Origin of the sequence: Aeromonas lacus (genome assembly GCF_000764665.1) — a bacterium.
GTDB lineage: Bacteria > Pseudomonadota > Gammaproteobacteria > Enterobacterales > Aeromonadaceae > Aeromonas > Aeromonas lacus.
Map to the genome: position 1 here is coordinate 1 of NZ_JRGM01000153.1, position 25,477 is coordinate 25,477.

General features: G+C 59.6%; 21 protein-coding genes. 11 read left to right on the forward strand and 10 right to left on the reverse strand.

The window, feature by feature from the left end:
• Window positions 1–1,153: 1,153 nt before the first annotated feature.
• A complete protein-coding gene (locus LG31_RS0117550; RefSeq protein ID WP_033115705.1) occupies window positions 1,154–2,155 on the reverse strand; it encodes an SLAC1 anion channel family protein in 1,002 nt (333 codons plus the stop codon).
• Window positions 2,156–2,296: 141 nt separating this feature from the next.
• Between LG31_RS0117550 and LG31_RS0117555 the strand changes: the two genes are divergently transcribed.
• Window positions 2,297–3,259, forward strand: a complete 963-nt coding sequence (locus LG31_RS0117555) for a GlxA family transcriptional regulator (protein ID WP_033115706.1) — start codon at window positions 2,297–2,299, stop codon at window positions 3,257–3,259.
• 132 nt (window positions 3,260–3,391) lie between these two features.
• On the forward strand, window positions 3,392–4,237 hold the full coding sequence (gene nfo / locus LG31_RS0117560; protein WP_033115707.1) for a deoxyribonuclease IV: 846 nt from the start codon (window positions 3,392–3,394) through the stop codon (window positions 4,235–4,237).
• Window positions 4,238–4,334: 97 nt separating this feature from the next.
• Here nfo and LG31_RS0117565 read toward each other — a convergent pair whose 3' ends face one another.
• Window positions 4,335–5,240 carry a LysR substrate-binding domain-containing protein gene (locus LG31_RS0117565; protein ID WP_033115708.1) on the reverse strand — a complete coding sequence of 302 codons (906 nt, stop codon included), beginning with the start codon at window positions 5,238–5,240 and terminating at the stop codon, window positions 4,335–4,337.
• A gap of 102 nt (window positions 5,241–5,342) precedes the next feature.
• Here LG31_RS0117565 and LG31_RS0117570 point away from each other — a divergent pair, with 102 nt between their 5' ends.
• From LG31_RS0117570 to LG31_RS0117585, 4 genes are all read left to right on the forward strand, one after another.
• On the forward strand, window positions 5,343–6,335 hold the full coding sequence (locus LG31_RS0117570; RefSeq protein WP_033115709.1) for a TDT family transporter: 993 nt from the start codon (window positions 5,343–5,345) through the stop codon (window positions 6,333–6,335).
• A 264-nt stretch (window positions 6,336–6,599) separates the two neighbouring features.
• Window positions 6,600–7,589 (forward strand): lauroyl-Kdo(2)-lipid IV(A) myristoyltransferase, encoded by a 990-nt coding sequence (gene lpxM, locus LG31_RS0117575; RefSeq protein WP_033115710.1) that lies wholly within the window; start codon window positions 6,600–6,602, stop codon window positions 7,587–7,589.
• Between the two features lie 171 nt (window positions 7,590–7,760).
• A complete protein-coding gene (locus LG31_RS0117580; RefSeq protein WP_033115711.1) occupies window positions 7,761–8,756 on the forward strand; it encodes an LpxL/LpxP family acyltransferase in 996 nt (331 codons plus the stop codon).
• 182 nt (window positions 8,757–8,938) lie between these two features.
• Window positions 8,939–9,799, forward strand: coding sequence for a PA4780 family RIO1-like protein kinase (locus LG31_RS0117585; protein ID WP_033115712.1), 861 nt, complete (start codon window positions 8,939–8,941; stop codon window positions 9,797–9,799).
• A 61-nt stretch (window positions 9,800–9,860) separates the two neighbouring features.
• On the opposite strand, the gene LG31_RS0117590 is transcribed toward LG31_RS0117585, so the two are convergent.
• The gene (locus tag LG31_RS0117590) at window positions 9,861–10,430 is read right to left on the reverse strand and encodes a GNAT family N-acetyltransferase (protein ID WP_050513483.1); all 570 of its coding nucleotides are present in this window, start codon (window positions 10,428–10,430) and stop codon (window positions 9,861–9,863) included.
• Window positions 10,431–10,925, reverse strand: a complete 495-nt coding sequence (locus LG31_RS0117595) for a prolyl-tRNA synthetase associated domain-containing protein (protein ID WP_033115713.1) — start codon at window positions 10,923–10,925, stop codon at window positions 10,431–10,433.
• Between the two features lie 200 nt (window positions 10,926–11,125).
• Between LG31_RS0117595 and LG31_RS0117600 the strand changes: the two genes are divergently transcribed.
• Together LG31_RS0117600 and LG31_RS0117605 are read left to right on the forward strand one after the other, a co-directional pair.
• Window positions 11,126–13,564 carry a DNA polymerase II gene (locus tag LG31_RS0117600; RefSeq protein ID WP_050513484.1) on the forward strand — a complete coding sequence of 813 codons (2,439 nt, stop codon included), beginning with the start codon at window positions 11,126–11,128 and terminating at the stop codon, window positions 13,562–13,564.
• A gap of 87 nt (window positions 13,565–13,651) precedes the next feature.
• Window positions 13,652–13,903 carry a DinI family protein gene (locus LG31_RS0117605; RefSeq protein WP_033115714.1) on the forward strand — a complete coding sequence of 84 codons (252 nt, stop codon included), beginning with the start codon at window positions 13,652–13,654 and terminating at the stop codon, window positions 13,901–13,903.
• Between the two features lie 127 nt (window positions 13,904–14,030).
• Here the strand turns inward: LG31_RS0117605 and LG31_RS0117610 are convergent, their stop codons facing one another.
• The 5 genes from LG31_RS0117610 to dcuC all read right to left on the reverse strand — a co-directional run bounded on the left by LG31_RS0117610 (window position 14,031) and on the right by dcuC (window position 20,452).
• The gene (locus LG31_RS0117610; RefSeq protein WP_033115715.1) at window positions 14,031–14,891 is read right to left on the reverse strand and encodes a DUF2927 domain-containing protein; all 861 of its coding nucleotides are present in this window, start codon (window positions 14,889–14,891) and stop codon (window positions 14,031–14,033) included.
• Between the two features lie 26 nt (window positions 14,892–14,917).
• Window positions 14,918–15,421, reverse strand: coding sequence for a M48 family metallopeptidase (locus LG31_RS0117615; RefSeq protein WP_033115716.1), 504 nt, complete (start codon window positions 15,419–15,421; stop codon window positions 14,918–14,920).
• Between the two features lie 125 nt (window positions 15,422–15,546).
• Window positions 15,547–17,190 (reverse strand): hypothetical protein, encoded by a 1,644-nt coding sequence (locus LG31_RS0117620; RefSeq protein ID WP_033115717.1) that lies wholly within the window; start codon window positions 17,188–17,190, stop codon window positions 15,547–15,549.
• A 174-nt stretch (window positions 17,191–17,364) separates the two neighbouring features.
• Complete coding sequence (locus tag LG31_RS0117625; protein WP_033115718.1) at window positions 17,365–19,011, reverse strand: bifunctional metallophosphatase/5'-nucleotidase; 1,647 nt, start codon at window positions 19,009–19,011, stop codon at window positions 17,365–17,367.
• An 88-nt stretch (window positions 19,012–19,099) separates the two neighbouring features.
• Window positions 19,100–20,452 carry an anaerobic C4-dicarboxylate transporter DcuC gene (gene dcuC, locus LG31_RS0117630; RefSeq protein WP_033115719.1) on the reverse strand — a complete coding sequence of 451 codons (1,353 nt, stop codon included), beginning with the start codon at window positions 20,450–20,452 and terminating at the stop codon, window positions 19,100–19,102.
• Between the two features lie 250 nt (window positions 20,453–20,702).
• On the opposite strand from dcuC, the gene LG31_RS0117635 reads away from it, so the two are divergent.
• Both LG31_RS0117635 and LG31_RS0117640 read left to right on the forward strand, forming a co-directional pair.
• Complete coding sequence (locus LG31_RS0117635; RefSeq protein WP_231556912.1) at window positions 20,703–21,113, forward strand: hypothetical protein; 411 nt, start codon at window positions 20,703–20,705, stop codon at window positions 21,111–21,113.
• 182 nt (window positions 21,114–21,295) lie between these two features.
• Window positions 21,296–21,916 (forward strand): DUF922 domain-containing protein, encoded by a 621-nt coding sequence (locus LG31_RS0117640; RefSeq protein ID WP_033115721.1) that lies wholly within the window; start codon window positions 21,296–21,298, stop codon window positions 21,914–21,916.
• Window positions 21,917–21,994: 78 nt separating this feature from the next.
• On the opposite strand, the gene mnmC is transcribed toward LG31_RS0117640, so the two are convergent.
• On the reverse strand, window positions 21,995–24,013 hold the full coding sequence (gene mnmC, locus LG31_RS0117645) for a bifunctional tRNA (5-methylaminomethyl-2-thiouridine)(34)-methyltransferase MnmC2/FAD-dependent 5-carboxymethylaminomethyl-2-thiouridine(34) oxidoreductase MnmC1 (protein ID WP_193354235.1): 2,019 nt from the start codon (window positions 24,011–24,013) through the stop codon (window positions 21,995–21,997).
• Between the two features lie 90 nt (window positions 24,014–24,103).
• Between mnmC and fabB the strand changes: the two genes are divergently transcribed.
• The gene (gene fabB / locus LG31_RS0117650) at window positions 24,104–25,315 is read left to right on the forward strand and encodes a beta-ketoacyl-ACP synthase I (protein ID WP_033115723.1); all 1,212 of its coding nucleotides are present in this window, start codon (window positions 24,104–24,106) and stop codon (window positions 25,313–25,315) included.
• The last annotated feature ends 162 nt before the right edge of the window (window positions 25,316–25,477 follow it).

Genomic DNA, 25,477 nt, shown 5'->3' on the forward strand with positions numbered 1-25,477 from the left:
GAGCGGGGGCTGTCCAACTCTAGGGCCGGACCGTCTACTGGGGCGGGGTCAGTCCATTCTACGGTTTGTGTATGGTGAAATTAATAGGGGCATGCGCTTGTTTTTTAGCAGATTATATAATGTCAGTTTAACCTTACTAGTTCTAATGTTGTCGTCGCGTGACATTACTCGTTGGTTCGCTTTAACCATAGTCTTGCTGGACCTCGACCACCCGGCACGGTATGACCGACAGGACCCAGACCATGACCAAACTATACACACGGAGAGTTCGCCATGTGGTTGTTACTGGCCATCATTTGTATGGCTGTCGCACTGAAAGTGGCAAGTTTCAGTTTCACTATTGCCCTGATTCCGGCGGCTCTCAGGTGCAGGTGCTTTAGCAAATCCAACAGAGAAAGCTTGGAAACCTTCATGTCGTGGATGTTCTTTCTCTGTTTGTTGGGATTTGGGCTCACCTTGTTGATTTCAATATTCCGCTAGGTAGTAGGCTCATACACGAGTTAAGCAACAATTTCTATTGTCCTTTCGATAGCTTCTGGTGCTGTCCACAGTGTTTCCTGAAGGTGTTAGATTGTACCTTTGTTCGGTTTCCTACGGTCGTGAGGGCGAAGGGCAAAAGCAGGAGACTACTGCATGGAATCGATACTGGAGGAGCTCGAGAGGTATCTTGGGAGTTTGGATCTGGCACCTCAGGAAGCTCATACGATGTCGCTTTTTCTGGCAGGGCTTCGTGAAGAGGCTGTGAGACAGGAAGTGTGACAACCCTTAACTCAACCCGCCATTGGCGGGTTTTGGTATTCGGGGCTAATTGAGGCCAGAAAACGGTGGGTCATCCGTGGGTCATATATGGGTCATATATGGGTCATGAAATGGGTCAAACTGTTTCGATGTGTTGCAGCCTGTTTTTGTTAGTTATTGATAGATAGAGATTTTACTCTTACTTGTTTGATCTGTTTTTACCTTCAAGGGGTTGGATTCAAAATGTCCTTCTGATGGCCGGAACACAGCCTTTGTGTTGTGTCTGATCAGGGAGCCTGTCATTGCAGGGTCTCCCAGCCTTCAACAAAAGAGCCCCACCAGCGTGGGGCTCTTTTGTTTTGTCTGTTTGGGTCTAATAGCGAGTGGATAAGTAGCCGCGTTATTACACTCCTCCTCAACCTGCCAGCAGTTGTCCTTTGAGCAGGGATGACAGGGTTTTCACGGTCAGCACGGCCAGTGCCAGGCTCAAGAAGAGCAGGATAGCGATGGCGATCAGTTGCAGCGGCAACCCCTCCTGGACGTAACCATATTTCAGCGCGGCATTGCTCAGGGCGGCCATCGGAAAGCTGATGGCCCACCAGGAGATGGCAAAACGCATCTTTATGTGGAACACCTTGAACGAGACCACGGCGAACAGAAATAGGGCGAAGTAGTAGAGCATGCCGGCGAAGCGATCGATGGTGCCAAAATAGTTGGTATAGGCCAGAAAACCCACGGCAAACGGTGCGACCAGGATCATCATGCTGGGCGTCATGGCGGTTGCCAGCGATGCCTGCTGGATCAGACGCTGGAAGATCATGATGATAAAGACCAGTGCCAGCAAGCCGCCGATGGCCATACCAGCCAGATTGAGCTCGCTTGCCCACGCCATGGGCATATAGGAGCCGGTGACCGCGATATCGAGCGATGCGACGCCCGGGATCAACCAGACCGGCAGTGCATGCTGCGGATCCTGCTCCCCCTTGAACAGACGGGAGACCAGCAGAGCGCTGAGCAGCAGGGTCAGCAGGCTACCGGCGCTCCAGAGGGTCTCGCCTGCCTGCGGAAAGTGGCTGCCAACCACCGCCGAGACCAGCATCATGCTGATGGTAATGGTGCCAAAAAAGTTGCCGGTTATCGGATGGTTGAATTCGGCGCGGCAAAGCGCGGGATAGCGTGCACATTTGATCCCGTAGGCCAGGGTCAGCACGGCGAAGATCAGTACGGCAAACGCCCCGATCACCTCTGCCGGCAGCAGAGAGCCTCCCACATAATGGTATGCCTGCCGCCAAGCCAGACTGAGGCCGGATAGCCCCATGACCGAGGCGAACAGATTGACCGGCAGATTGCGCAGGGAGGATTTGGGTAAAACCTCGAGCTCGGTGGTTGATAAGGTGAGCGTGTTGGTGGTGTTCATCGTTGATTGTTCCTGTTGTTGCTGTCTGGTGTTGTTGCTGTGAGAAGCATTGTCAGACAAAATCAAAATGTCCGAAATTGCACATATACGACAATTGCAGACAGTCATTCGACAGAAACAGCAATCAGGAGCAGAGAGCCCATGCGCATCACCATAATGGCGTTTCCCCGAGTTCAGTTTCTGGATGTAATAGGCCCCGCCGATGTATTTGCCGAGGCTGCGCGTCAGCTGGGACAACCGCGTGCCTACCGGATCGAGGTGATCAGCACGCAGGCCGGTTTGCTCAAGGCAAGCAATGGCTTGCCGTTGCACTCATCGGCCTCTTATCGGGAGCACAAGGGGCGGATCGACACCTTGTTGATTGCGGGCAGCCCCTACATCGAGGAGCTGAACCCCGACAGCGAGTTGCTTGCGTGGCTGCGGGAGCAATCCAACCGGGTCAGGCGCATTGGTTCTGTCTGCAGCGGTGCTTTCTTGCTGGCGGCAGCCGGCCTGCTTGAAGGGCGCAGGGTGACGACCCACTGGCGGTCCAGCGCCCGGCTGGCGCGTCGCTATCCGGGTATCCGGCTGGAATCGGACAGCATCTACATCAAGGATGGCAACATCTACACCTCTGCCGGTGTGACAGCCGGGATGGATCTCGCGCTGGCGATGGTTGAGGAGGATCACGGCAAAGAGCTTGCCCTGAAAGTGGCGCGCGAGCTGGTGATGTTCTTCAAGCGGCCGGGAGGGCAGGCCCAGTTCAGCCACTATCTGGCCGCTCAGTCGTCAGAGCGGTCGATTATCAACAGCACCATCGAACATATCCAAAGCAATCTTGATAAGCCGCTCTCCGTGGCAGCGCTGGCCGGGCTGGTTGGCATGAGCGAGCGCAACTTTGCCCGGGTATTCAAAAGCGAAGTGGGGCAGACACCGGGGGAGTTTGTGGAGCTGGCCCGGCTGGATCTGGCGCGCCGCCTGCTGGAGGAGACCGAGCTGCCCCTGAAGCGGCTGGCGGGAAAGGTGGGTTACGACAGTCTGGACAGCTTCCGCCGGGCGTTTGTTCGCCGGTTCGGCGCCACGCCCAGCGACTATCGCCAGCGGTTTGCCAGCACTACTGAATAACAGAGCGGATTATCGCCTCGCTATTCTGTTCATTTTCCGTGGGAGAGTGTCGGGGAGGGCGTTGCAAAGTACCACGGCGTTTTGGCATCTGTCGGGAGAGACGGCATAATGGCGCCTCACTGAGGAGACGTTATGAAATATATTGGAGCCCACGTCAGCGCATCTGGCGGGGTGGAAAACTGCATCGCCCGCGCCCAGGCCATCGGTGCCAACGCATTTGCGCTTTTTACCAAGAATCAGCGTCAGTGGCAGGCGGCTCCCTTGTCGGATGCCTCCATCCGCGCCTTCAAGGCGGCCTGCTACAAGGCCGGTTTTCTGCCGGAGCAGATCCTGCCTCACGACAGCTACCTCATCAATCTGGGTCATCCCGATCCCGATGGTCTGGCCAAATCCCGTGATGCGTTTCTCGACGAGATGAAGCGTTGCGAGCAGCTGGGACTCTGTTATCTGAATTTTCACCCCGGCAGCCATCTCAAGCAGATCCCTGAGGCGGCCAGCCTCAAGCTGGTGAGTGAATCCATCAACTGGGCGCTGGAGCGCAGTGAAGGGGTAACGGCGGTCATTGAGAACACCGCCGGGCAGGGGACCAACCTCGGCTGGTCGTTCGAACACCTCGCCACCATCATCGAGGGGGTGGAGGACAAGAGTCGGGTCGGTATCTGCTTCGATACCTGTCACGCCTTTGCGGCTGGTTACGATCTGCGCACGGCAGACTCTTGCGCCACTGTCTTTGCCGAGTTCGACCGCACGGTGGGTTTTCAGTATCTCAAGGGGATGCATATCAATGGCGCCAAGTGCACCTTCGGCAGCCGGGTCGATCGCCACCATAGCCTGCGAGAAGGGAATCTGGGGGAGGCGGTGTTCCACCACATCATGAATGATGATCGCTTCGATCGCATTCCGCTGATCCTCGAGACTATCGACGAGTCCATCTGGGGCGAGGAGATCAGCTGGTTGCGTTCGCTGCAACAGGCGTAGACCAGATTCTCAGGATAAATAGAGAGGGAGCCACGGCTCCCTCTCTGCTTTTTCCGTCATTGGCGTGCTGGTTTGCCAGCGGCGCTCTGAGCGAGCGTTACTCTGCGCTGATCACCTCTGCATCGTTCAGCTGAGCCCGGCAGAAGTGGATAAAGTGGCGCAGGGAAGCGGAGTGGTACTTCTGCTTGTGCCAGATAAGGGAGAGCTGGCGCGGGAAACGACGGCTGAGGGGCAGGGCGAGCAGACGGCCATCTGCCAGGCGATCCGAGGCGGCAAGGCGGGAGATGAAAGAGATGCCAAGCCCCTTTTCAACCGCCAGCATCACGGACTCCAGGGTGTTGAGCTCAAGGCCCGCTTGCCAGTTGGGCAGGCCGGGCTGGATCTGGCGGATAAACTGTTCGCGGCTGCCGGACTGGGGTTCACGCAGCACCCAGGTCTCACCACCCAGTCGGGAGAGGGAGAGATCGACCTGGTTGGCCAGAGGGTGATCAGGGTGGGCGATCACCAGCATCTCGTCCTGCAGCCAGGGTTCGGTGACGAGATCGGGATGGTGGTTTTCCCCCTCGATCAGCGCCATATCCAGCTCGAAGTTGGCGAGTGCGTGGCAGAGCAGATGGGTGTTGTTGATGGTCACCTTGGGGGGGAGCCCCAGCTCATGCTTGCTGGTGGCGAGCAGGGTGGGGAGCAGGTAGTTGCCGATGGTCTGGCTGGCGCCAAGACGCAGCTGGCCGCTCGGCTCGGCATCGGCACGAAACAGGTTTTCGATATCCTGCATCCGGGTCAGCAGCTCTTCAGCGGCAGGTTGTAGCAGGCGCCCCTCGTTGTTGAGCTGCAATCTGGGGTGGATGCGATCAAACAGTGGTGTGGCGAGCTGGCGCTCCAACTCCTGCAGTGACTGGGAGACGGCCCCCTTGCTCAGACAGAGTTCGTTGGCAGCCAGGCCAAGGTTGCCGTAGCGGGCGATGGTGGCGAACACCTTCAGCTGTTGCAGGGTCAGTTTCATCGTGTTTGGTAATCCTGAATGATTGATTCAATTCATTTAGATATCGTAAACGATAAGGGGCCATTATCCTATCGCCATAGTCATCAATAGAAAGGTGTCATCATGATCGCAAGAACCCGTAAATCCCTGGCTGCCGCTCCAACCCCCATGGCGGGTCTGGCGCTGGGCATTGCCAGTCTCGGTTGGTGTTGGGAGAATGCCGGTCACTTCGATGGACGGATGCAGCTGCTGGGCGCCGCTATTGCCGCTGTGCTGCTGGTGATCCTGACCTTCAAGTTTTTGTTCCACCCGAACCTGCTGATGCAGGATCTGGCTCACCCGGTAGTCGGTAGCGTAGTGCCGACCTATGCCATGGGTACCATGGTGGTCTCCAAGGCGCTCGGCATGCTTGCTCCGCAAGCGGGTGAAGCGCTCTGGCTGTTTGCCGTGGCCGTTCACCTGTTGTTCCTGGCTACCTTTATCTGGCATCGCGCCAAAGAGTTCGAGATCCACCACATGGTGCCGAGCTGGTTCGTACCGCCGGTCGGGATCATCGTGGCTGACGTCGCCTTCCCGGGTGGTCAGTTTGCGCCGCTTGCCAACGTGCTGCTCTGGTTCGGGGTCATCTGCTACGGTCTGATGTTGCCGCTGATGCTCTATCGCCTCATTTTCAGCCACGAAGTACCGGATGCAGCCAAGCCGACCATCGCCATTCTGGCGGCCCCGGCAAGCCTCTCGCTGGCCGGCTACCTGACTGTCAGCCAGGATCCCTCCCTGCTGCTGGTGGCCATGCTGTTTGGTATCGCGATCCTGATGACTGGCATCATCTATCTGGCCTTCATCAAACTGCTGCGTCTGCCATTCTCACCGGGTTATGCCGCCTTCACCTTCCCGCTGGTGATCGGTGCCACCGCCCTGTTCAAAGTGGCTCATCTGGTGGAAGGGTTTGAGCAGAGCGCTCACTATGTCGAGCAGATCCGCCTGCTGGCACACTTCGAGCTGGGGGTAGCCACCGTCATCGTCGGTTATGTGGCACTGCGTTACCTGATGTTTTTTCTGCCGCAGCGTGATACCGAAATGAACCACGGCATTGCCCGCCAGGGTGCTCATCGTTAAATCTTAAAGATGTGACATCAGAAAATGGATAAGCAGTGCGCTCGGAGAGCGACGGGATAAACGACCAGTCATACGATGGATGGACAAAGAGCCACCCTCCTGGTTGTGTAATAAGTAAAATGCCCCGCCATGCGGGGCATTTTTTTACCTTTACGCCACTTTTGTCGTACGAATCTGCCTATCGTGCGTGATATAGCGGATTTAACTGGTATTACCTGTCAGGGCGACTACAATAGCCCACCCTTTTGATGTAAACCGTGAATCATGTCCCCCCAAGATCCCCTGTTCAACCCCGCTTTTGAAGCTCGTTTCCTTCATCCCCGTTACTGGTTCAGCTGGTTGGCACTCGGTGTGCTGATGGCGCTCGCGTTTGTTCCGGTGCGTCTGCGTGACCGGCTGGCCGAGGGGCTGGCCCCGCTGGTATTTCGCATCTCGAAAAAGCAGCTCTATATCGCCAGAACCAATCTGGAGATCTGCTTTCCAGACAAGAGTCCGGCCGAGCGCGACGCTCTCGCGCTGACCTCGATCCGGGTGGGACTCAAGAGCCTGCTTGGGTTTGGCGAGTTCACCATGCGCAGCCAGCGCTATCTGATGAGCCGGATGCAGGTGAGTGGTTGGGAACATATCGAGGCGGAGCAGGCGGCCGGTCGGCCGGTGATCCTGGTGGTGCCCCACACCTGGCCGGTGGATGCCGCCGGTTACTGCTTCACTCAGCGTGGGGTGCCCATGTGCACCATGATGAAACGGGCGCGCAATCCGGTCTTTGACTGGCACCTCAACCGGGCGCGGGCCAAGAATGGTTGCCGCGTCTATGAGCGCAGCGCCGGCATCAAGGCGGTGATCAGAACCATCAAGAGCGGTCGCAGCTTCTTCTATCTGCCGGATCAGGATCACGGTCGCGAAAAGAGTATCTTCGCCCCCTTCTTTGGCCACCCGAAAGCCACCTTGCCCGCGTTGTCGCGGCTGGTGGAAGTGAGCGGTGCCAAGGCGGTGCCACTGCTTGCCTGCTATGACGAAGAGAATCACTGCTACCGGTTGGAGATCGAAGCGCCGTTCGATAATTACCCCACTGCGGATGTGATGGCCGATACCTGCCGGATGAACGACACGGTGCAGCAGCAGCTGACCCGTCATCCCGGCCAGTACATGTGGTTCCTCAAGATCTTCGATACCCGCGAGGAGCAGGAGGGGCTGGATGGCCTCTACGAGGCGGGGATCCAGCGCATTCGTAAGGGGCTCTCTCCTTACGCCTGATCGCGCACAGTCTGGCGGCCGCATGCTGTCTGCCGGATAAAAATGGCCCCGAGAGGGCCATTTTTTGATCCCGAGTGGGATGGCCATCACCTCTGTGAATGGGAGCCAAGGGGCTCAGGGTAGAAAAAAATGTCAGGATAACTACAATAACCGTTTGTTTTTCATGACTTGATGGCTGACATGTCCCCATTAGATCCGGTATTTGACACCACATTTCATCCCCGTCTGCTCCACCCCAAATGGTGGGGCAGCTGGTGTGCACTGGGTTTGCTCTCCCTGCTTGCATTCATCCCGGCACGCGTGCGGGACGGCTTTGCCAATCTGGTGGCGCCCACTCTGCTGCGTTTCTCGAAAAAGCAGGCCTATATCGCCGATACCAACCTCAAGATCTGTTTTCCCGAGCTGGATGAGGCGGCCCGCGCGGCCCTGCTGCTCAAATCGATTCGGGTCGGCCTCAAGACTTTTATGGGTTTTGGCGAGCTGACTTGGCGCAGCCCGGCACACCTGCTGCGCAACATCAAGGTGAGCGGCTGGGAGCATATCGAGGCGGAGCGGGCCGCTGGCCGACCGGTTATCCTGGTCGTTCCCCACACCTGGGCAGTGGACATGCTGGGGCGCTACTTCCCGCTACGGGGGATAAGCATGTGCACCATGATGAAGAGCGCCAAGGATGAGGTGTTCGACTGGTATATCAACCGTGAGCGATCCAAGGGTGGCAAGGTGTATGAGCGCAGTGTCGGCATCAAGCCGGCGATCAAGTCCGTGCGCGGCGGGGCCAGCTTCTTCTACCTGCCGGATCAGGATCATGGTCGGGAAGCGAGCGTCTTCGCCCCCTTCTTTGGCCATCCCAAGGCGACCCTGCCGGCGTTGCCCAAGCTGGTGAAGCTGACTGGCGCCAAGGCGGTGCCCATCTTCGCCAGCTATGACGAGGATGCCGGCTGCTATCTGCTGGAGATTGAACCACCGTTCGCTCCTTACCCCACTGCGGATGCGATGGCGGATGTGGTCGCCATGAACCGCATGGTGGAACAGCAGGTGACTCGCCACCCCGAGCAGTACATGTGGTTTCTCAAGATTTTCGAAACTCAGGAGCATCAGGAGGGGCCAGATGGCCTCTATGAGGCGGGGATCCAGCGGATCCGTCAGGGACTGCCCCCCGAGCCCTGAGTTGAACTGGCCCGCTTGCGGGCCATTTTTGTTGCCGTGGCACGCCCGGAGGGGAATTTTCAGTGCCGGGAGATGGACAAACAGCGGGCAGGCAGTGGATAACTGAGTGCCGGAGAGAAAAATGGGCAGGTGGACGTGCAGCAGACAATTTTGCAACGGGCAGAGAGAGTGAAAGGGCGGTCATGAAAGTTCCAAATCGAATCCAACCACTGGTTGATGACGGCCTGGTCGACGAGGTCATCAGCCGGTTGATGAGCGGCAAAGAGGCCGATGTCTACGTGGTGCGCTGTGGCGATGAAACTCGCTGCGCCAAGGTATACAAGGAGGCTGCCAAGCGCAGCTTCAAGCAGGCGGTGGTCTATCAGGAGGGGCGCCGGGTGCGCAACAGCCGCAGTGCCCGCGCCATGGAGAAGGGCTCCAAGTACGGTCGCAAGCAGCACGAAGAGGTGTGGCAGAGCACCGAGGTGGATGCCCTGTTCAAGCTGGCGGCAGCGGGCGTGCGGGTGCCCAAGCCCTATGTCTGTCTCGATGGCGTGTTGTTGATGGAGCTGGTCACCGATGCTGATGGCAACGTGGCACCCCGCCTCAACGACGTGGCTCTCAGCCATGAGCAGGCGCTGGCGGATCATGCCAAGGTGATTGGTTATGTGGTACGCATGCTCTGCGCCGGTCTTATTCACGGCGATCTTTCCGAGTTCAACGTACTGGTGGATGAGTATGGTCCCGTGATCATCGACCTGCCGCAGGTGGTGGATGCTGCCGCCAACAATCAGGCCAGAGCCATGCTGGAACGGGACGTCAACAACATGCGCAACTACTACGGCATGTATGCCCCCGAGCTGCTCAAAACGAACTATGCCAGAGAGATGTGGGCCCTCTACGAGGATGGCAAGCTCACGCCCCAGAGCGAACTGACCGGTCAGTTCGAGGAGAGCCGGGAGGCCATCGATCTCGATGCCGTGCTTGACGAGATCGCCAGTGCCGAAGAGGAAGCTTATGCCCGTCAGGCACGGATGAAGGCAGAGCAGGAAGACAGCTACTGAGGGTTTGCCACTCTCGCCACCAGAGCGCCCTCGGGGCGCTCTTTTTATTGCTATGGGCTGGTTATGTTGGGGCTTGGTGTGTCGGAAGGGGCAGGGGGAATATCCGGTATATCGCCAACCAGCAGCGATCTGCCGGATGAAAGCGCCGCTCCAGCCATACTCCGCCTGCTTTCGCAATCACCCTGCGGGAGGCCTGATTCTGTTCGTCACAGCTGACCAGTGCCGGCTTGCTCAAAATGTGTTGCTGTACCCAGCCCAGCAGCAAGCTCGCAGCCCCTTCGCCACGGCGGGAGGGGCGGGTTTCGTAACCGATGTGGCCCAGCCACTGTTGGCTGACCTCATTGTCACCGTGGCGCAGGCGCAAGGTGGCGAGGATCTCTCCGGCATCGAGGGCAAAATAGGTGGTGGTGGTTGGATAGCCGCTTGGCAGGTTATGCCCTTTGGCATGATCCAGCAGCGCTTGTAGCCAGCTGTCCGGATCAAATTGCGCGACCTGATAGAGCGGCAATCCGGCTTCGGCACACTCGGCCACATAGTTGCGATAGGCGACGGCATCGGCCAGGCGGGCCGGGCGGCATTCGTAGCGGGTCGGCAGTGGCTGCTCCTGTGCAGTGGGGGTTGCACCTGCCATTCAATCAGCGGCCACGACCGGCAGTGTCATGACATTGGCCTCCCGGCCGAGGTGGGCCAGCAGGCGGCGCACATCGTCGAGGCGAATAATCAGGGTGGCGGTATTGACCAGCGGATGACACTGCATCTGCTCCGCTTGCCAGATGGCCTCGTCCACTATCAGCTCTACCGCTTTTTCCCTGTCGCGCACCATGGCGAGCAGGGTGACCGAACCCGGGGTGAGGCCAAGCACCGCCTCCAGCCGCTCTGGCGAGCCAAAACTCAGCCGCTTGACGCCAAGGGCGGTTGCCAGCGCCTTGAGATCGACCCGGCTCTCCTCCGGTGTTACCACCAGAAACAGCCGCTCGCTTTTCGGGTCGCGCAAAAAGAGATTCTTGCTCTTGGCGGCAGGCAGGTCGGGCAGTAGACGGCTGGCCTCCTCGCAGGTGAAGACGGGGGCGTGATCGATGCGCTGATAGGGAATGGCCAGCTGATCCAGCAGAGAGTAGAGCGCCACATGACCTCCTGATATCGGGTGAAGAGTGGGGGGATGAATGGCATCGCCAATACAGCCGCCACCGGCATTAGCTGCCACTCTGGCCGAGCTTACCAGTTTGCGGCTCCTCTCGCAGCTTGGTTAGGCCATGGCGGCTGGCGTGGCAATTGCAGCAAAGCACTGTATGAACGTACAATACTCCCATCTCCATGTTGATCCCGATGACTTGCATGACCGATCACCCGTCCATCCCACCCGTTACTCCGCCACGCGACGGCTTTATTCTGACCCGTCACGGACGGGATGTGCGCGGCCGCAACGGACATGGCGAACACACCGAGATCGTGATGTGGCTCTGGAGCGAGCAGGGACCGGTGCGGGTGGTAGTGCCGGGGCAGGAGCCGGTCTTCTTTTTGCCACAGAGCCATATGGAAGAAGCCGCCGAGCTGTTCAAGGGGGCCGGGGTGAGCGGGCGGTTTCGCCGCTTGCCGATGCACACCTTCGACGGCCGCGCCGTGGTGGGCTGCTACTTTACCACCCTGAGCGCCTTTCACCGCGCCATCGAGCTGCTGCTTATTCGCGGTCTGGAGCACTTCGAAGCGGATATCAGGCTGCCGGAGCGCTACTTGATGGAGCGTTTCATCACCGCCGGCGTGCGCTTCGAGGGGCGCATACTCAAGAAAGGGGGCAAGCACGGCTACTGGGAAGTGAACGAGGCACGTTGCGCACCGCAGGCGGTGACACCGACCCTATCCTGGGTATCCCTCGACGTGGAGTGCGCCATGGACGGCGCCCTCTTCTCGGTGGGGCTCTACAGCGAACAGGATGCGCGGGTCATCATGATCGGTACGCCTGAGGCCGATGCCGACAGCTGGGGTACCCAGGTCGAGTGGGTGGCGGACGAGAGCGCCCTGCTGAGTGCGCTGGAGCGCTGGTTTGCACGGTACGACCCGGATCTGGTCATCGGCTGGAACGTGGTTAACTTCGACTTTCGCCTGCTGCTGCGCCGCGCCGAGCTCAACAAGCGGCGGCTGCGGCTGGGGCGCGGCCACGAGCTTTGCTTCTGGCGGTCATCCCGCAACGACCCCCAGAGCGGCAGCGTCATCATTCCCGGGCGCATGGTGCTGGACGGCATCGACACCCTCAAAAGCGCCACGTGGCAGTTCCCGAGCTACAGCCTGGATGCGGTGGCGAGCGAACTGCTCGGCCGTGGCAAGGATATCGAGGATGTGGCTAACCGGGGGGAGAAGATCACCGAGCTGTTCCACTCCGACAAGGAGGCGCTGGCCCGCTACAACCTGGAAGATTGCAAGCTGGTGTGGGAGATCTTCGATTTCTGCCACCTCATCCCCTTTGCCATCGAGCGTGCCTCCCTCACGGGCCTTGAGCTGGACCGGGTCGGGGGCTCGGTGGCGGCGTTTACCAACCTCTACCTGCCGCGGTTGCATCGCGGCGGCTACGTGGCCCCCAATCTGCCGGCCGACGGTGGGCTGGCAAGTCCCGGCGGCTACGTGATGGACTCCAAACCCGGTCTCTATCGCCACGTGCTGGTGCTCGACTTCAAAAGCCTCTATCCCAGCATCATCCGCACCTTTTGCATCGACCCCATGGGGCTCATCGAGGGTTTGCAGCATCCCGACCACGCCATTCCGGGCTTTCGCGGCGCCCTCTTCTCCCGCGAACGGCACTTCCTGCCGGATCTCATCGCCACCCTGTGGGCGGCGCGAGATCGGGCCAAGGCCGCCAGCAACAAGGCGCTCTCCCAGGCCATCAAGATCATCATGAACTCCTTCTACGGGGTGCTGGGCTCGGGGGGCTGCCGCTTCTACGACCCGAGACTTGCCTCCTCCATCACCTTGCGCGGCCACGGTATCATGCAGCAGACCCGGGAGTGGATCGAAGGGGAGGGCTTCGAGGTGATCTATGGCGACACCGACTCCACCTTCGTGCACCTTGGCAAGGAGACCAGTCCCGAACAGGCGGACGGGATTGGCCGGCGACTGGCCAATATGATCAACGACAACTGGGCTGCGCTGATCAAGCGCGAGTTCAACCTGCCGAGCTATCTGGAGATCCAGTACGAGACCCACTATCGCCGCTTTCTGATGCCTACCATTCGCGGGCTGGAGAAGGGGAGCAAGAAGCGCTATGCCGGGCTGGTGGCAGGCAAGGAGGCGGGGGCAGAAGAGCAACTGGTGTTCAAGGGGCTTGAATCGGTGCGTACCGACTGGACGCCCCTTGCCAAGGTGTTTCAGACCCGCCTCTACGAGATGGTGTTTCACGACCAGGATCCCGGCAGCTATGTACGCACCATGGTGGATGAAACCCGGGCAGGCCAGCATGACGAGCTGCTGGTCTATCGCAAGCGACTGCGCCAGAAGCTCGAGGAGTATCAGAAGAATGTGCCACCTCATGTGCGGGCGGCGCGCCTGGCGGATGAGGAGAACCTGCGCCGCGGCCTGCCCCAGCGCTACCAGCACAGGGGCACCATCGCCTATCTGATGACCCTTAATGGCCCCGAACCGTTGGAGTACCGGCGTACCCCCATCGATTACGAACACTATATAGACAAGCAGCTTAAACCCATTGCCGATGCGATCCTCCCCTTTGTCGGTGAGTCGTTCGAGCGGATCTGCGGCCAGCAGCTCGATCTTTTTTAGGGGCCATTTGCCTCTTTCTCTGTCGGGTACTTTACTTTTCAAAAATACTGTATAAAAATACAGTCATTCATCATGGAGAAGTATCCTATGCGTCTGGAAATCATCATCGACAAAAAACATCAGATCCCGACCTCCACCATGGAAGCGCTGCGCCAGGAGCTGCTCAAGCAGCTGGGCGAGAAGTTCCCCGATCTCCATGTGCGGGTTGCCCCCGGCAGCAGCATGTCCCTGACCGTCAGCCGCGCCAGCAAGGAGGACAAGGAGCTTGCCGAGGCCATGGTGCAGGAGGTGTGGGAAAACGCGGATAGCTGGATGCCGGAAGAGAGTCTGGCTTCCTGAAGAGGCTTGCCACTGGTGGATTTGAGAGCAAAAACGCAGCCTATTGGCTGCGTTTTTGTTTTGGTGCATGACGAAGGGCGAGCCGGAGCTGATGCTTTCCGAGTTGACGCTTGGTACTGGCTGATAGTCAGAGCCCTGTCCAGCTTTTGAGGCTCTGCTGCTGAACGCGGCGGTTGGCCTCGCTGATCTCGCCTTTGGCGCGCAGATCCCTGATGGCAAGCGGCAGGGCTGCCCGAACTTCGTCGCTGCTCATCCCCGCCTTGAGGGCCGGGTGGTAGGCGAGCTTGAGCAGCACATAGTCGAGGCCGGTCAGGAAGCTGTCGATGCTGTTGTCGTTGAAGATGGAGGGGAAGACTTTGTCCGAGTCGTTGGGCAGCCCCATCACCTGGGTAAATTCCTCTACTACGCAGTCGAGAAAGCGCCCCTTGGCGCGGCTGTAGTCCACCGGAATGATGATGGTAGCGCGGCTGATCTCGTGCTGCTTGTTGGTAGCAAAGTGGCCGATGCAGAGCCCCTCCTTGAGCGCGGCATTGACCGAAGGTGCGTTGCCCATGGTGCGCTTGGCCCAACCCTTCATCCGCTGGTAGTCGGTCATGATGAGGGTGAGGTTGGGCTTGCTGGTCACCATGCTGATAGGGTGGCCGGTGATGCGGGCGAGGTGGGCGGCTTGTACCTTGACCACCTCCGCCTGCAGCGGTTTGTCCCCCGACTCGTTGATGAGCTGCAATCGCACCGGTTGTTGCCAGCGGGTGAAGCGCGGGTGAGCGGTTTCGTGATACTCCCGCTCCATGGCGATGGCCATAAAACTCTCGGTGAGATAGCTGTCGCTCTGCCAGCGCTCTGCCCCGTGTGAGAAGAAAGAGCAGAGTGCGAGCAGAGCCAGCAGTCCGCGTGACATGCACCGGGGACGGGCAGCGCGGCACAAATTGGCAATGACCACATTGGCGATAAAGTGCGGGGCGCTAAAGGGGATAGCGGCAAATGACATGTTTCCTCCTTGAAACCACTGTCAACCTAGCGGTTGGCCTTGTCGATGTCGCGCCAGGTGAGCCAGAGCCTCAGATCAAACTCCAGTTGATGATAGTCGGGCTCCATATGCTGGCAGAGCTGATAGAAACTCTTGTTGTGATCCTTCTCTTTGATGTGGGCCAGCTCGTGCGCGACGATCATCTTGAGAAAGGGGGCGGGTGCCTCCTTGAACAGGGCGGCGATGCGGATCTCGTTCTTGGCCTTGAGCTTGTTGCCCTGTACCCGGCTGATGTAGGTGTGCAGGCCGAGGGCATCCTTGATGACGTTGATCTTGCCGTCAAACACCACCTTTGACAGGGGGGCAGAGCTTTTGAGGTAGCGGTTTTTCAGCTCCATGGTGTAGGCGAGCAGCGCCTTGTCGCTCTGGATCTGGTGGCTCTCCGGATAGCGCTTGGCCAGCATGTCGCCAAGTTTTCCTGCCGCGATCAGCTGTTGCACCTGTGCCTTGAGCGGTTCGGGATAGCCCCCGAGATAGGTCAGTTCCGCCATGTCTGTCACCCGTTACATCCAAAAGGGGGTCATTGTAGTCATCGTGGGCCTGCTTGCCTACCGGTGAGGAGTGAGGGGATGGAAAAAGGGCGGCCAAATGGCCGCCCTTTGCGTCTCTGCGCTGGTTAGCGGCGACGATAGAGACCCGGATCCGCCTCTTCATAGTGGCTGGTCAGGTATTGATAGAAGGCGAGATGGGAGGGCGAGCTCGGCTTTTTCAGCTCCTCGCTGACCCGATCCGGCTTGGCGATGATGAATTTGGGGTTCTGGCGCTGGATGTCCGCCAGCACCCGAGCCCGCACGTCATAGGGCGGGTTGACGTTGGCAAAGAAGAGATAGGCAGAGGCCGGCTGACGATCGGTCCAGAGATAATATTGCGGCTGGATACCATCGACCCAGATCTTGTCGGTCGGGCTGGTCTCGGCCTTGATGCGATCGACCCGCACCTGTGCGGCCGGGTTGAAGGGACGCCCCTTGATCGTGCCTTCCCAGGCGTTGTTGATCATCAGCAGCAGCATGGCCAGCGTCGCCAGCCAGGGGGTGGCGCTGCGCACATCCCAGGCGCGCCACAGGGGTATCAGAATGAGTACCGGCAGGGCCCACAGCAGACTGGTGCCGAGCACCTCGTTAACCCGCTCGAGGGACCACTCCTTGGTGCTCCAGCCGAAGACCAGCTGCTGGGCCAGCAGCCAGCTGGCAGTCAGCACCACCAGCGAGATGCAGAGCAGGCCGAGGGCATCGGCCTTCTGCTCGCTGCGATCCAGCAGTACCGCCAGCGGCAGCAGAGCCAGTTGCAGATAGAGCACATCGTAGTGATCGAACACATGGCCTGAGACCGAGTTGGCGATCAGGGTAAACAGTACGCCAAAGAGGGTCGCCAGCAGGGCGGGCAGATACCACTCCTGACGGCGGCTCAGCATCAGCAGGATGAAAGGAGGCAGCAGCATCACCAGACCGGTGCGCAGCAAGCCGACGGCACCCACCATGGGGGAGAAGCCGTTGCCGTAGCTCCCCTCGAAGAAGATGTCGAAGGCGTAGTATTTGAAGGCCGCCAGCAGATCATGCTGCTGGAAGTAGCCGTAAAGTGGGCCGCCAATCAACGCCAGACCGAGCAGGCTGGAGATGAGCAGCAGGATGGCGTCACGCCACTTCTCGTGCAGGCACCAGTGGCAGAACAGCACCAGATACCAGGCGCCCCAGAAGGCACCGTTGTTGGTACGCATCCAGGCAACGATGGCAAAGGTGAGGGCCGCCACCAGCGCAGGCCACCAGCGAAAGCCCTTGTCCAGCAGCAGGGTGATGAAGGCCCACTGGGCGATGAGAGCGAGGTGGAAGGTCCAGTCCTCGGTCATGTTGCCGTAGTAGTAACGGGTACCATAGAGGGCCAGCAGTGCCAGCATGGCGCCAAGGCGCGCCCTGACCGAGAGGCCAAGCTGGGAGAAAGCCTGCCAGCTGGCCATCAGCCCGAGCCAGCAGAGAACCCATTCCAGCGCCCAGATCCCGACAAATCCACCCAGACCATACCCCAGTGCATCAAGGGCGAAGATCATCGGCCCCTTGATGTCGATCATGTCGCGATAGAGCACTCCCCCTTCACTCCACATTTTGCCCATGACGGCAAAGAGCGAGGCGTCAAACCCTGGCGCCATGGCATGAACGAGCGGGTTGCGCAGGCAGAAGAGCAGCGCCAGCAAAGCGGTCAGCAAGATGGCGGTGGGCTTGATGGCCGGATTGACGCGTGGGGGAGTGAAACGGATGGAGTGATTCATTAAATCGCCTGTTCCTGAAGCTGGTCTTGAAAGCGGGCCTATCTTGCCGAGCCAGCGCGGATGATGCAATGGTGCAGGCCCATCCGGGGCAAATATTGTCGAAAAAGAGCGGTTTCAGAGACGAAAAGGGCCTATCTGCCCAGCATGAATGCAGACAGGCACATCGATGGGCCTTTACGGCAGGTACTCGATCCGCGGCGGCATGGCCCGCAGGGAGGGTTGATGGCGGGCCCAGCGGATAAAGGCATCGGCTAGCGTGATGCCAAGCTCCTGATTGTGCTGGGTCAGGGTGCGAGTCAGCGCGGTGTAGCCCTCCTTGCCAGATGCGGTGTAGGCGCTCGATACCCCGCGATAAACCTGGTCGGACTTCACCGGTTGCCAGCTGTCCGGCGCCGGTTCCCACTCCAGACGGGTAATACGCTGACCTTTCGGCCGATCGGCCTGATAGGTGAAGCGCACACCGGCGGTGTAGGGGAAGCTGCCGTTGCCATTACCGATCACGCCATTATTGGTGGCGTTGTCGATGGCATTCTCCAGCGCTTCCGCCAGCTCGTGGCCGTGTACCCGATAGAGGGTGAGGGGAATCGCGAAGGGCAGCAGGCGACCGGCAATATCGGCCTCACTCAAGGGGCCTGGCTCCAGCGAGCAGCGCACGCCACCGGCGTTGTGCAGGGCAAAATCGACCTCGCCCACCTGTTCTCGGGCCGCCATCAGCATGGCATGGGCCACCAGCGGTGCGACATGGCTGCCGTGAGGCAGGTTGGCATCGGGCAGGCGCTGATGGGGTAGCGGGGTATCGAGTCTGGTGACGATGCGCTGGGTCATGGTCTCGATCTCCGGCCGGTAGCGCTTGGCCAGATGCTGCTCCAGCCTGGCATCCGGCTCGCAGAAAGTGAGTCCGGCTGGCGGCGTGGAGCTGAACGGCCAGGGTTGCCAGGGGAGCCACTCCAGCTGGCCGTGGCTATCTACCACGCGGCCAGCTTCATCGAAGGTGAGCTCGCAGACGCCAAGGCAGAGAGCACTGTGGCCCGCGTGCATGATGGCTACGCCATTGCGCATCAGGGGATAATCCCCTTCGCTTGGCAGGCCCAGCGGCGCAAGATCGCCCAGCAGGCTGTGGGTATGACCGCCAACAATGAGACTGATCTCGGGGAAGCGCTCGGCCAGCAGCTTGTCCTGATCCAGCCCGAGGTGGCTCAGCAGCACGATATGGTGGATCCCTTCGCCCTTGATCTCGCGAATGACCCGGGTCAGGGTTTCGTTCACCCCGTGGAAGCGGGTGTGGGGATCCGGATTGGCGATGGCGGCCATCTGGGCCAGCGTGATCCCGAGCAGTGCAAAGGGCACGCCGTCGATGACCCGGCGATGCCAGGGCTGATGAGCGTCGTAGAGGTGGGGGATATCCCACAGGCGAAGAGGCGTATCGGCCGGTTCCTGACTGTTGTCCAGATTGGCCGCGAGCACCGGAAAATCGAGCTGGCGCAGAAACTCCACCAGCGGGCCGTTGCCCAGATCGAATTCGTGGTTGCCGATCACCATGGCATCGGGGGCCAGCATGGCGAGCAGGTCGGCGTTCGCCCGCCCCTTGAACCGGTTGAAATAGAGGGAGCCCTGAAAGGAGTCGCCGCCATGCAGGAAGAGGCAGCCGCGACCCGCTGCGGCCGCTTGCGCGCGCAGTTGGGTCAGGCGGGTCAGGATCCGGGCATAACCGCCACACTGGGTGCGCCACTGGGACTCTCCGGCGGGGGTGAAGCTTATCGGCGCGCCATCGAAGTGGGAGTGGCAATCACTGAAATGGGCAAGTTGAACCGTAATACTCATCTCGGTCCTCCTTAGGGGAAATGAGCACCGAGTCTACTGCAAAGGGGGGGAAAGATACCAGCCCGGCGCAGACCGGGCTGGTCAGCGATCAGGCCGGAACCATGATCTGGGTGGCGACGATCACCACCAGCAGGCCGACGGCCACTGGCAGCGAAGTGCGTTTGACCACTTCGAACGGCGAGAGTTTGCCCATCCCCGCACAGGCGACCACGACACCGGAGACCGGTGAAATGGTGCGACCCAGGTTGGAGGCTTGCAGCATGGGGATCACCAGATAGGCCGGGTTGATGCCAAGGCTGGTGGCCAGATTGGGGATCAGCTCCACGAAGGCGTAGAAGGGGGCGTTGCCCGAGCCGGTGGTGAAGGCGGCCAGGGTGGTGATCACCACCAGTGACAGCATCATGATCATGCCGCCCGAGCCCAGATCCTGGGCGTGAGCCAGCAGGGTGTCGATAAAGCCGATGGTCATCAGACCCTGGGCGAAGACACCGGCACCGACCAGCAGCATGACGACGCCGGCAAAGGCGTCGGCCATGTTGCGCCAGCAGACCTGCAGGCCATCCAGCAGCTCCTTGCCGTTGCGCAGGCGTACCAGCTCCAGCAGGCTGGCCAGCACCATGCACATGACGATGATGGTGACGATATCGAGCTGCGGGCCCCATTTGCCGTCAAACACCAGCACCCCGATGATGGGTGTGAAGGGGAGAATGGCGTAGAAGCCGGGCGCCGTGGTGATGAGGTCGCTCGGCGCCACCGGCTCGTTGTGTTCGCCGGATTTCTGGTCGAGGTAGCGCTGCCAGAAGAAGTGGGTCACCGCCATGCAGGCGATGGCTACCAGCGAGATAGGCAGGGTCAGCTTGAAGGCAAAGTCCAGCAGCGGCATGTTGGCAGCCTGGGCGGCCATCACCACGTCACCCGAGGTCGGTGCCAGAATGATGGCGGCCGGTGAGGCACATACGGCGGCCGCGGCACCACGAGAGATCCCCATGTTGACCATCAGCGGGAACAGGGTTGCCATCAGCAGCACGCCAAGACCGGTGGCGGAGCTGACCGCCAGCGACATGGCACAGGCCACCAGATAGGCGGCAACCAGCAGGATATAGGGGGATTTGATGATGCCAAGCGGTTTGCTGGCCAGCTTGACCAGAATGGTGTTGGCACCGATGTGGCTCATGTAGCCAGCGAAGCCGCACAGCACCATGATCAGCATCCCCAATCCACCGCCACGATCGTTGAGCAGGAAGCGGACATATTCGAAGATATCGGTGGCGATATAACCGGTGCTTGTTACCTTGCTCGGCAGCACCGGCTTGCCCATCAGGGCAGTGACGACCAGCAGCAGCAAGCCGCCGCTCAGCAACACGCCTGTCGCTGAGTATCCTTTGAAGATGGCGCGCCCGACCACCAGAGTGACCAGGGTGCCGATGATGAGTTCCAGCATCTATTCCATTCCATTAAACAAGAGGGGTTCGGAGTCTATTCCTATAGAGGTAATTTGGCGATATGAAACTCGATGCAGTGTGAACCCAATCAACGTTTGGCCAGTTTTGCAGAATTAAAGAAGGGTAAAGGTGCTTTACCCTGAATTTTTGACGTAATAGCCTTGCCGCCCTCAGGTTTTCTTTTGAGGCTTTTGTATGGTTTTTCGTCGTTTGTCAGGTGTTAAACGCTGGATATGGCTCCTTTGCTGGATGTTGCTGCCGCTGCCGGCCGTTGCCATGAAGAACGATGGATTTCATCAGACCGGCCCCCATCAGGCGGTCGCCATGCGGCGATTGATGGCTGCCCACTCCTACGGTGTGGTGGTGGTGGCCAGAGGGCAGGTTCCCCGCTATGCCGCGCTGGCATCGCGCATGAGTGAGGGGGAGTGCATGAACCGCAATGGCATCAGGGTGGACGGTGTGGCGGTACTGGTGATCCCCCGGTTCTATCCCGGGGAGGGAAAACGGGGGCTTTGCGAGCTGTGGCTGAAAGAGGGGGCAGATCAGGACTTTTTTGCCAACCGTCTTAAAAATGATCAGTTCATTCAGATAGATGGTCACGACATCAATGTGAAAAACTATCACCTCAACTGGCTGCGCATCAGTCGCTCTGCCCAATAAAAATACAGATTTGGCCTTGTGCCATACTCTGCTCACGGAACCTGTGAGCGGGCTCTGATTTCTGGCCCATCATTGTGTTGCGCCATATCTTTGGCACACATAGGCTATAGACGTTATCTGTGTGGCGGCGCGTTTCCCCAAGGTCGGTACTTCGCCCGTGCAATCAAGGAAGGTAGTCTGGCATGGTCAGCAAGTTCTATGGAGTGGTAGTGGGGGTTGCGGCGCTGCTGCTGCCCCTGGCGAGTCAGGCGCAGCCAATCAGGCCGCAAGTGGTCCCCGAGTCCCGTATCAATGTTCGTTTTTATGAGGTAAGTGCTGCCCAGCCAGATCAACTGGCCCGGGCCATAGCCCAGAGTGCCCCCAAGGTGAACGGCAAACCCGTGCTCGGCAAGGCGAGTTATCAGCTCGATTGGCAACTGGAGACCGATCAGCTGCAGGGGCTCTGCCAGCTGAGCAGAGTCACCGTCACCACCCGTGCGACGGTTGAATTGCCCCGCTGGCGCCAGAGTGAAAGTAGTGGTGAAGGGAAGAACAACGCGGCCGATCCGGCGCGCCAGCGCTGGGCTCGCTTGCTGGCCAGCATGTTCGACTACGAGTCCCGCTTCAAGGAGATGGTTCAGCAAGGTGCCAATCAGGTTGGCGGCGCCATTGCTGATTTGCCTGCTCACAGCGACTGTCAGGCTCTGCGTTATGCAGCTTGGGCTGCGGGGCAGGGAGAGTTGGTAAAGATCCGCAGCCGGATTGCCGATTTTCAGCGACAAACCCGTTATGGCGAGCAACTTGGAGTCCACTGGCCCAAGTAGTCCAGTTAATCAAGATATGCACATCACATAGAGAAAGGCCGCCCCTGTGGGCGGCCTTGTCATTTCGGGGCGTTGGCTTTATGCCAGCGCTTTGCCCTTGAGCAGCTTGCGTACCCAGTAGCGGGCCGGGTGGAGCGCTTCCAGCAGATCGGCCGCCAGCGGCAGCGGATCGCCAGAGATCTCGCTGGCAAGCAGCTCGCCACAAAGTGGCGCCGAGCAGAGACCCCGTGAGCCCAGCGCCCCCAGCACATAGAGGCCGGGGTGGCACGGCAGGGAGGCAGCATTCTGCTGATCGGTGTGCAGCCCGGCGTAGTGATCCGCCAGGCTTGCCAATCTGGCGACTGGCCCCACCACCGGCAGGTGATCCCGACTGGCGCAGCGCACGCCTACCCGTGCCTCATTGTCACTGACATCCACTTCGCAGGGCCAGTTTTGCTCCGGCAGGCAGGCTTGCAGCCGCGCCTGGTTCTGGAGCTGCTCCTCAGCGCGAAACGCAAGATCGGTCTGGTTGCGGCCATAGCTGGCCCCGATGCAGTGGTGATCGTTGTGGGCCGGAGTGAGGTAGCCATCGTAGCAGAGCACGGTATTGAGCCGGCTCAGGCTGGCCGAGGTCGGCACATGGCTCACCTGACCGCGCACCGGATAGAGCGGCAGCTCGGCAAAGGGGATGATCGCAGGCAGCTTGTGCCCGGCGGCAACCACCAGATTGGGGGCTTGCCAGCGGCGTCCGTCACGGCTCTCGACCTGCCAGCCATCCATCTGTTTGGCAATGGCAACCACCTCGGTGTTGAACACCACCTCCAGCAGCCCGATGGCTTGTGCTTCCTTGATTGCGGCGCGAGTGAGATCCGCCGGGCAGAGCCAGCCTCCCTGCGGGTAGCTGACGCCGCTGTGGCCGCAGGGCAGGCCGACGACCTGTTCTACTTCCGCGGTCGAGACGGGTTGCATCAGCTCGGACGGGAAGGGGCCCTGACTCATTTTCGCGAGCTTGGCTGCCGATTTGTCGTCATAACCGAGCTGGGTTACCCCGCACAGGGCAAAGGCGATTGGATGGCGCTCGGCCAGTGCCAGCAGGCGGTGGCGGGCATAGCCAAAGGCAAGCGAATAGAAACGCGACAGCGCATCGTGCTCGCCGTTAAGCAGTGGATAGAGGGCTCCCTGCCGGTTGCCTGAGGCACCGTTGGCTGGCTCGTCATCTTCACACAGCAGGGTCACCTTGCGGCCCCGCTCTACCAGAGAGAGCGCCGTCATGACCGAGGCGATGCCGCCGCCAATGATCAGCACCTCGCCAGCGCGTCCGACAGGACGGGCATACCAGGGGGCGATGGTGTGCTGCGGCTGCTTGTCGGTGCGATCCCCTACCAGCATCTCCCGCTTGCTGCCGTGGCCCTTAACTTTCTTCATGGCAAAGCCTGCAGCAATCAGACCGCGGCGCACGAAGCCGGCACAGGTGAATGTGGCGATGGTGGCGGCAGGACGGGCAAGGCGAGCCAGACCATCGAACAACGCTTGCGTCCACATCTCGGGGTTTTTGGCGGGGGAAAAACCATCCAGATACCAGGCATCCACCAATCCCTCTGCGTGGTGGGGTAGTTGCGGCATCATATCCTTGATATCGCCCAACCAGAGATCGAGCCGGATCCGGCCACCGGCAAAGATAAGGCGGTGGCAGCCGGACACCGGAATGGGCCACTGCTCGATGAGAGCCTGGCTCAAGGAAGAGAGCTCGGGCCATGCGGCCAGCGCCTTGCGCAGATCGCTCTGGGTCAGGGGGTATTTTTCGAAACTGATGAAGTGAAGGCGGGAGCCGTTGCCGGTTTGGGGCGCCTGTTCCAGAAAGGCTGCCATTGTCGCCAGAAAGTTAAGACCTGTGCCGAAACCTGTCTCACCTATCACGAAAGTGTCACGATCGTGGTGCAAAAATCGCGCTGGCAGCCGGTTTTGCTGCAAAAAGACATAGCGCGTTTCAGCTAGACCGTTATCATTGGAAAAGTACACATCCCCGAACTCACTGGAGACTGGAGTTCCCGCCTCGTTCCAGTCCAATCGGGCATGATGTAAGGATGTTTGACTCACGTTTTCCTCGGCTCGCGTCACAAAAACGCGGGCATTCTACGTGAAAGCAGACCAGTTTGGCAGCCGAAAGCGGGTAAACTTGGCGCCAGTTTTTCCAGACGAGATGAATTAATGAGAAGAGCAGTGATCACCGGTATCGGCGTCATCTCCAGTATCGGCAACAACAAGGAAGAAGTGCTGGCCTCCCTGAAAGCAGGTAAATCCGGCATCACCTATTCCGAGCAGTTCGAGCAGCACAACCTGCGCAGCCGTGTCTGGGGTAATATCAAACTCGAGCCGTCTGAACTGATCGACCGTAAAGTCATGCGTTTCATGGGTGACGCTGCGGCCTACGCCTACCTCTCCATGCAGCAGGCCATTGAAGATGCCGGTCTGGCGCAAGAGCAGGTCTCCAACGAGCGTACCGGCCTGGTGGTCGGCTCTGGTGGTGCTTCCGGCAAGAATACCTCGGAATCTGTTGACATCGCCCGTGAGAAAGGGGTCAAGCGTGTGGGCCCTTACATGGTGCCGCGTACCATGTCTTCCACCACCTCTGCCTGTCTGGCGACTCCGTTCCAGATCAAGGGGGTCAACTACTCCATCAGCTCCGCCTGCGCAACCTCTGCTCACTGCATCGGTCACGCGCTGGAGCTGATCCAGCTTGGTAAACAGGATGTGGTCTTCGCTGGTGGCGGTGAGGAGCTGGACTGGTCCTCTACCATCCAGTTTGACGCCATGGGCGCGCTCTCTACCAAGTACAACGACACGCCGGAACAAGCGTCCCGTACCTATGATGCGAACCGCGATGGTTTCGTTATCTCCGGTGGTGGCGGTATCCTGGTGGTTGAGGAGCTGGAACATGCTCTGGCCCGTGGTGCTCACATCTATGCTGAGCTGACCGGTTACGGTGCCACCTCCGATGGCTATGACATGGTTGCCCCGAGCGGTGAAGGCGCGGTGCGTTGCATGAAGATGGCAATGCAGGGGGTTGGCAAGGTTGATTACATCAACACCCACGGTACCTCCACCCCGGTTGGCGATACCAAGGAGCTGGAAGCCATCCAGACTCTGTTTGGCGCCAACGGTCCCAAGATCTCCGCCACCAAGGCGATGACCGGTCATGCGCTGGGCGCTGCCGGCGTGCACGAGGCTGTCTACTCCCTGCTGATGATGGAGCACGGCTTTATCGCCCCCAGCATCAACATCGAGACTCTGGACGAGAAAGCGGAAGGTCTGCCCATCGTGCGCGAGTACGAAGAGGCTGATCTCAACACCGTCATGTCCAACAGCTTCGGCTTTGGCGGTACCAACGCCTCCCTGGTGTTCAGCAAGTTCAAAGCCTGATCATCCGGTTGATATAAAAAAGCGCCTCAGGGCGCTTTTTTTGTTTCCGTGATCTGCCATCACTCATTGCAGAGCAGAGCAGAGCAGAGCAGAGCAGAGCAGAGCAGAGCAGAGCAGAGCAGAGCAGAGCAGAGCAGAGCAGAGCAGAGCAGAGCAGAGCAG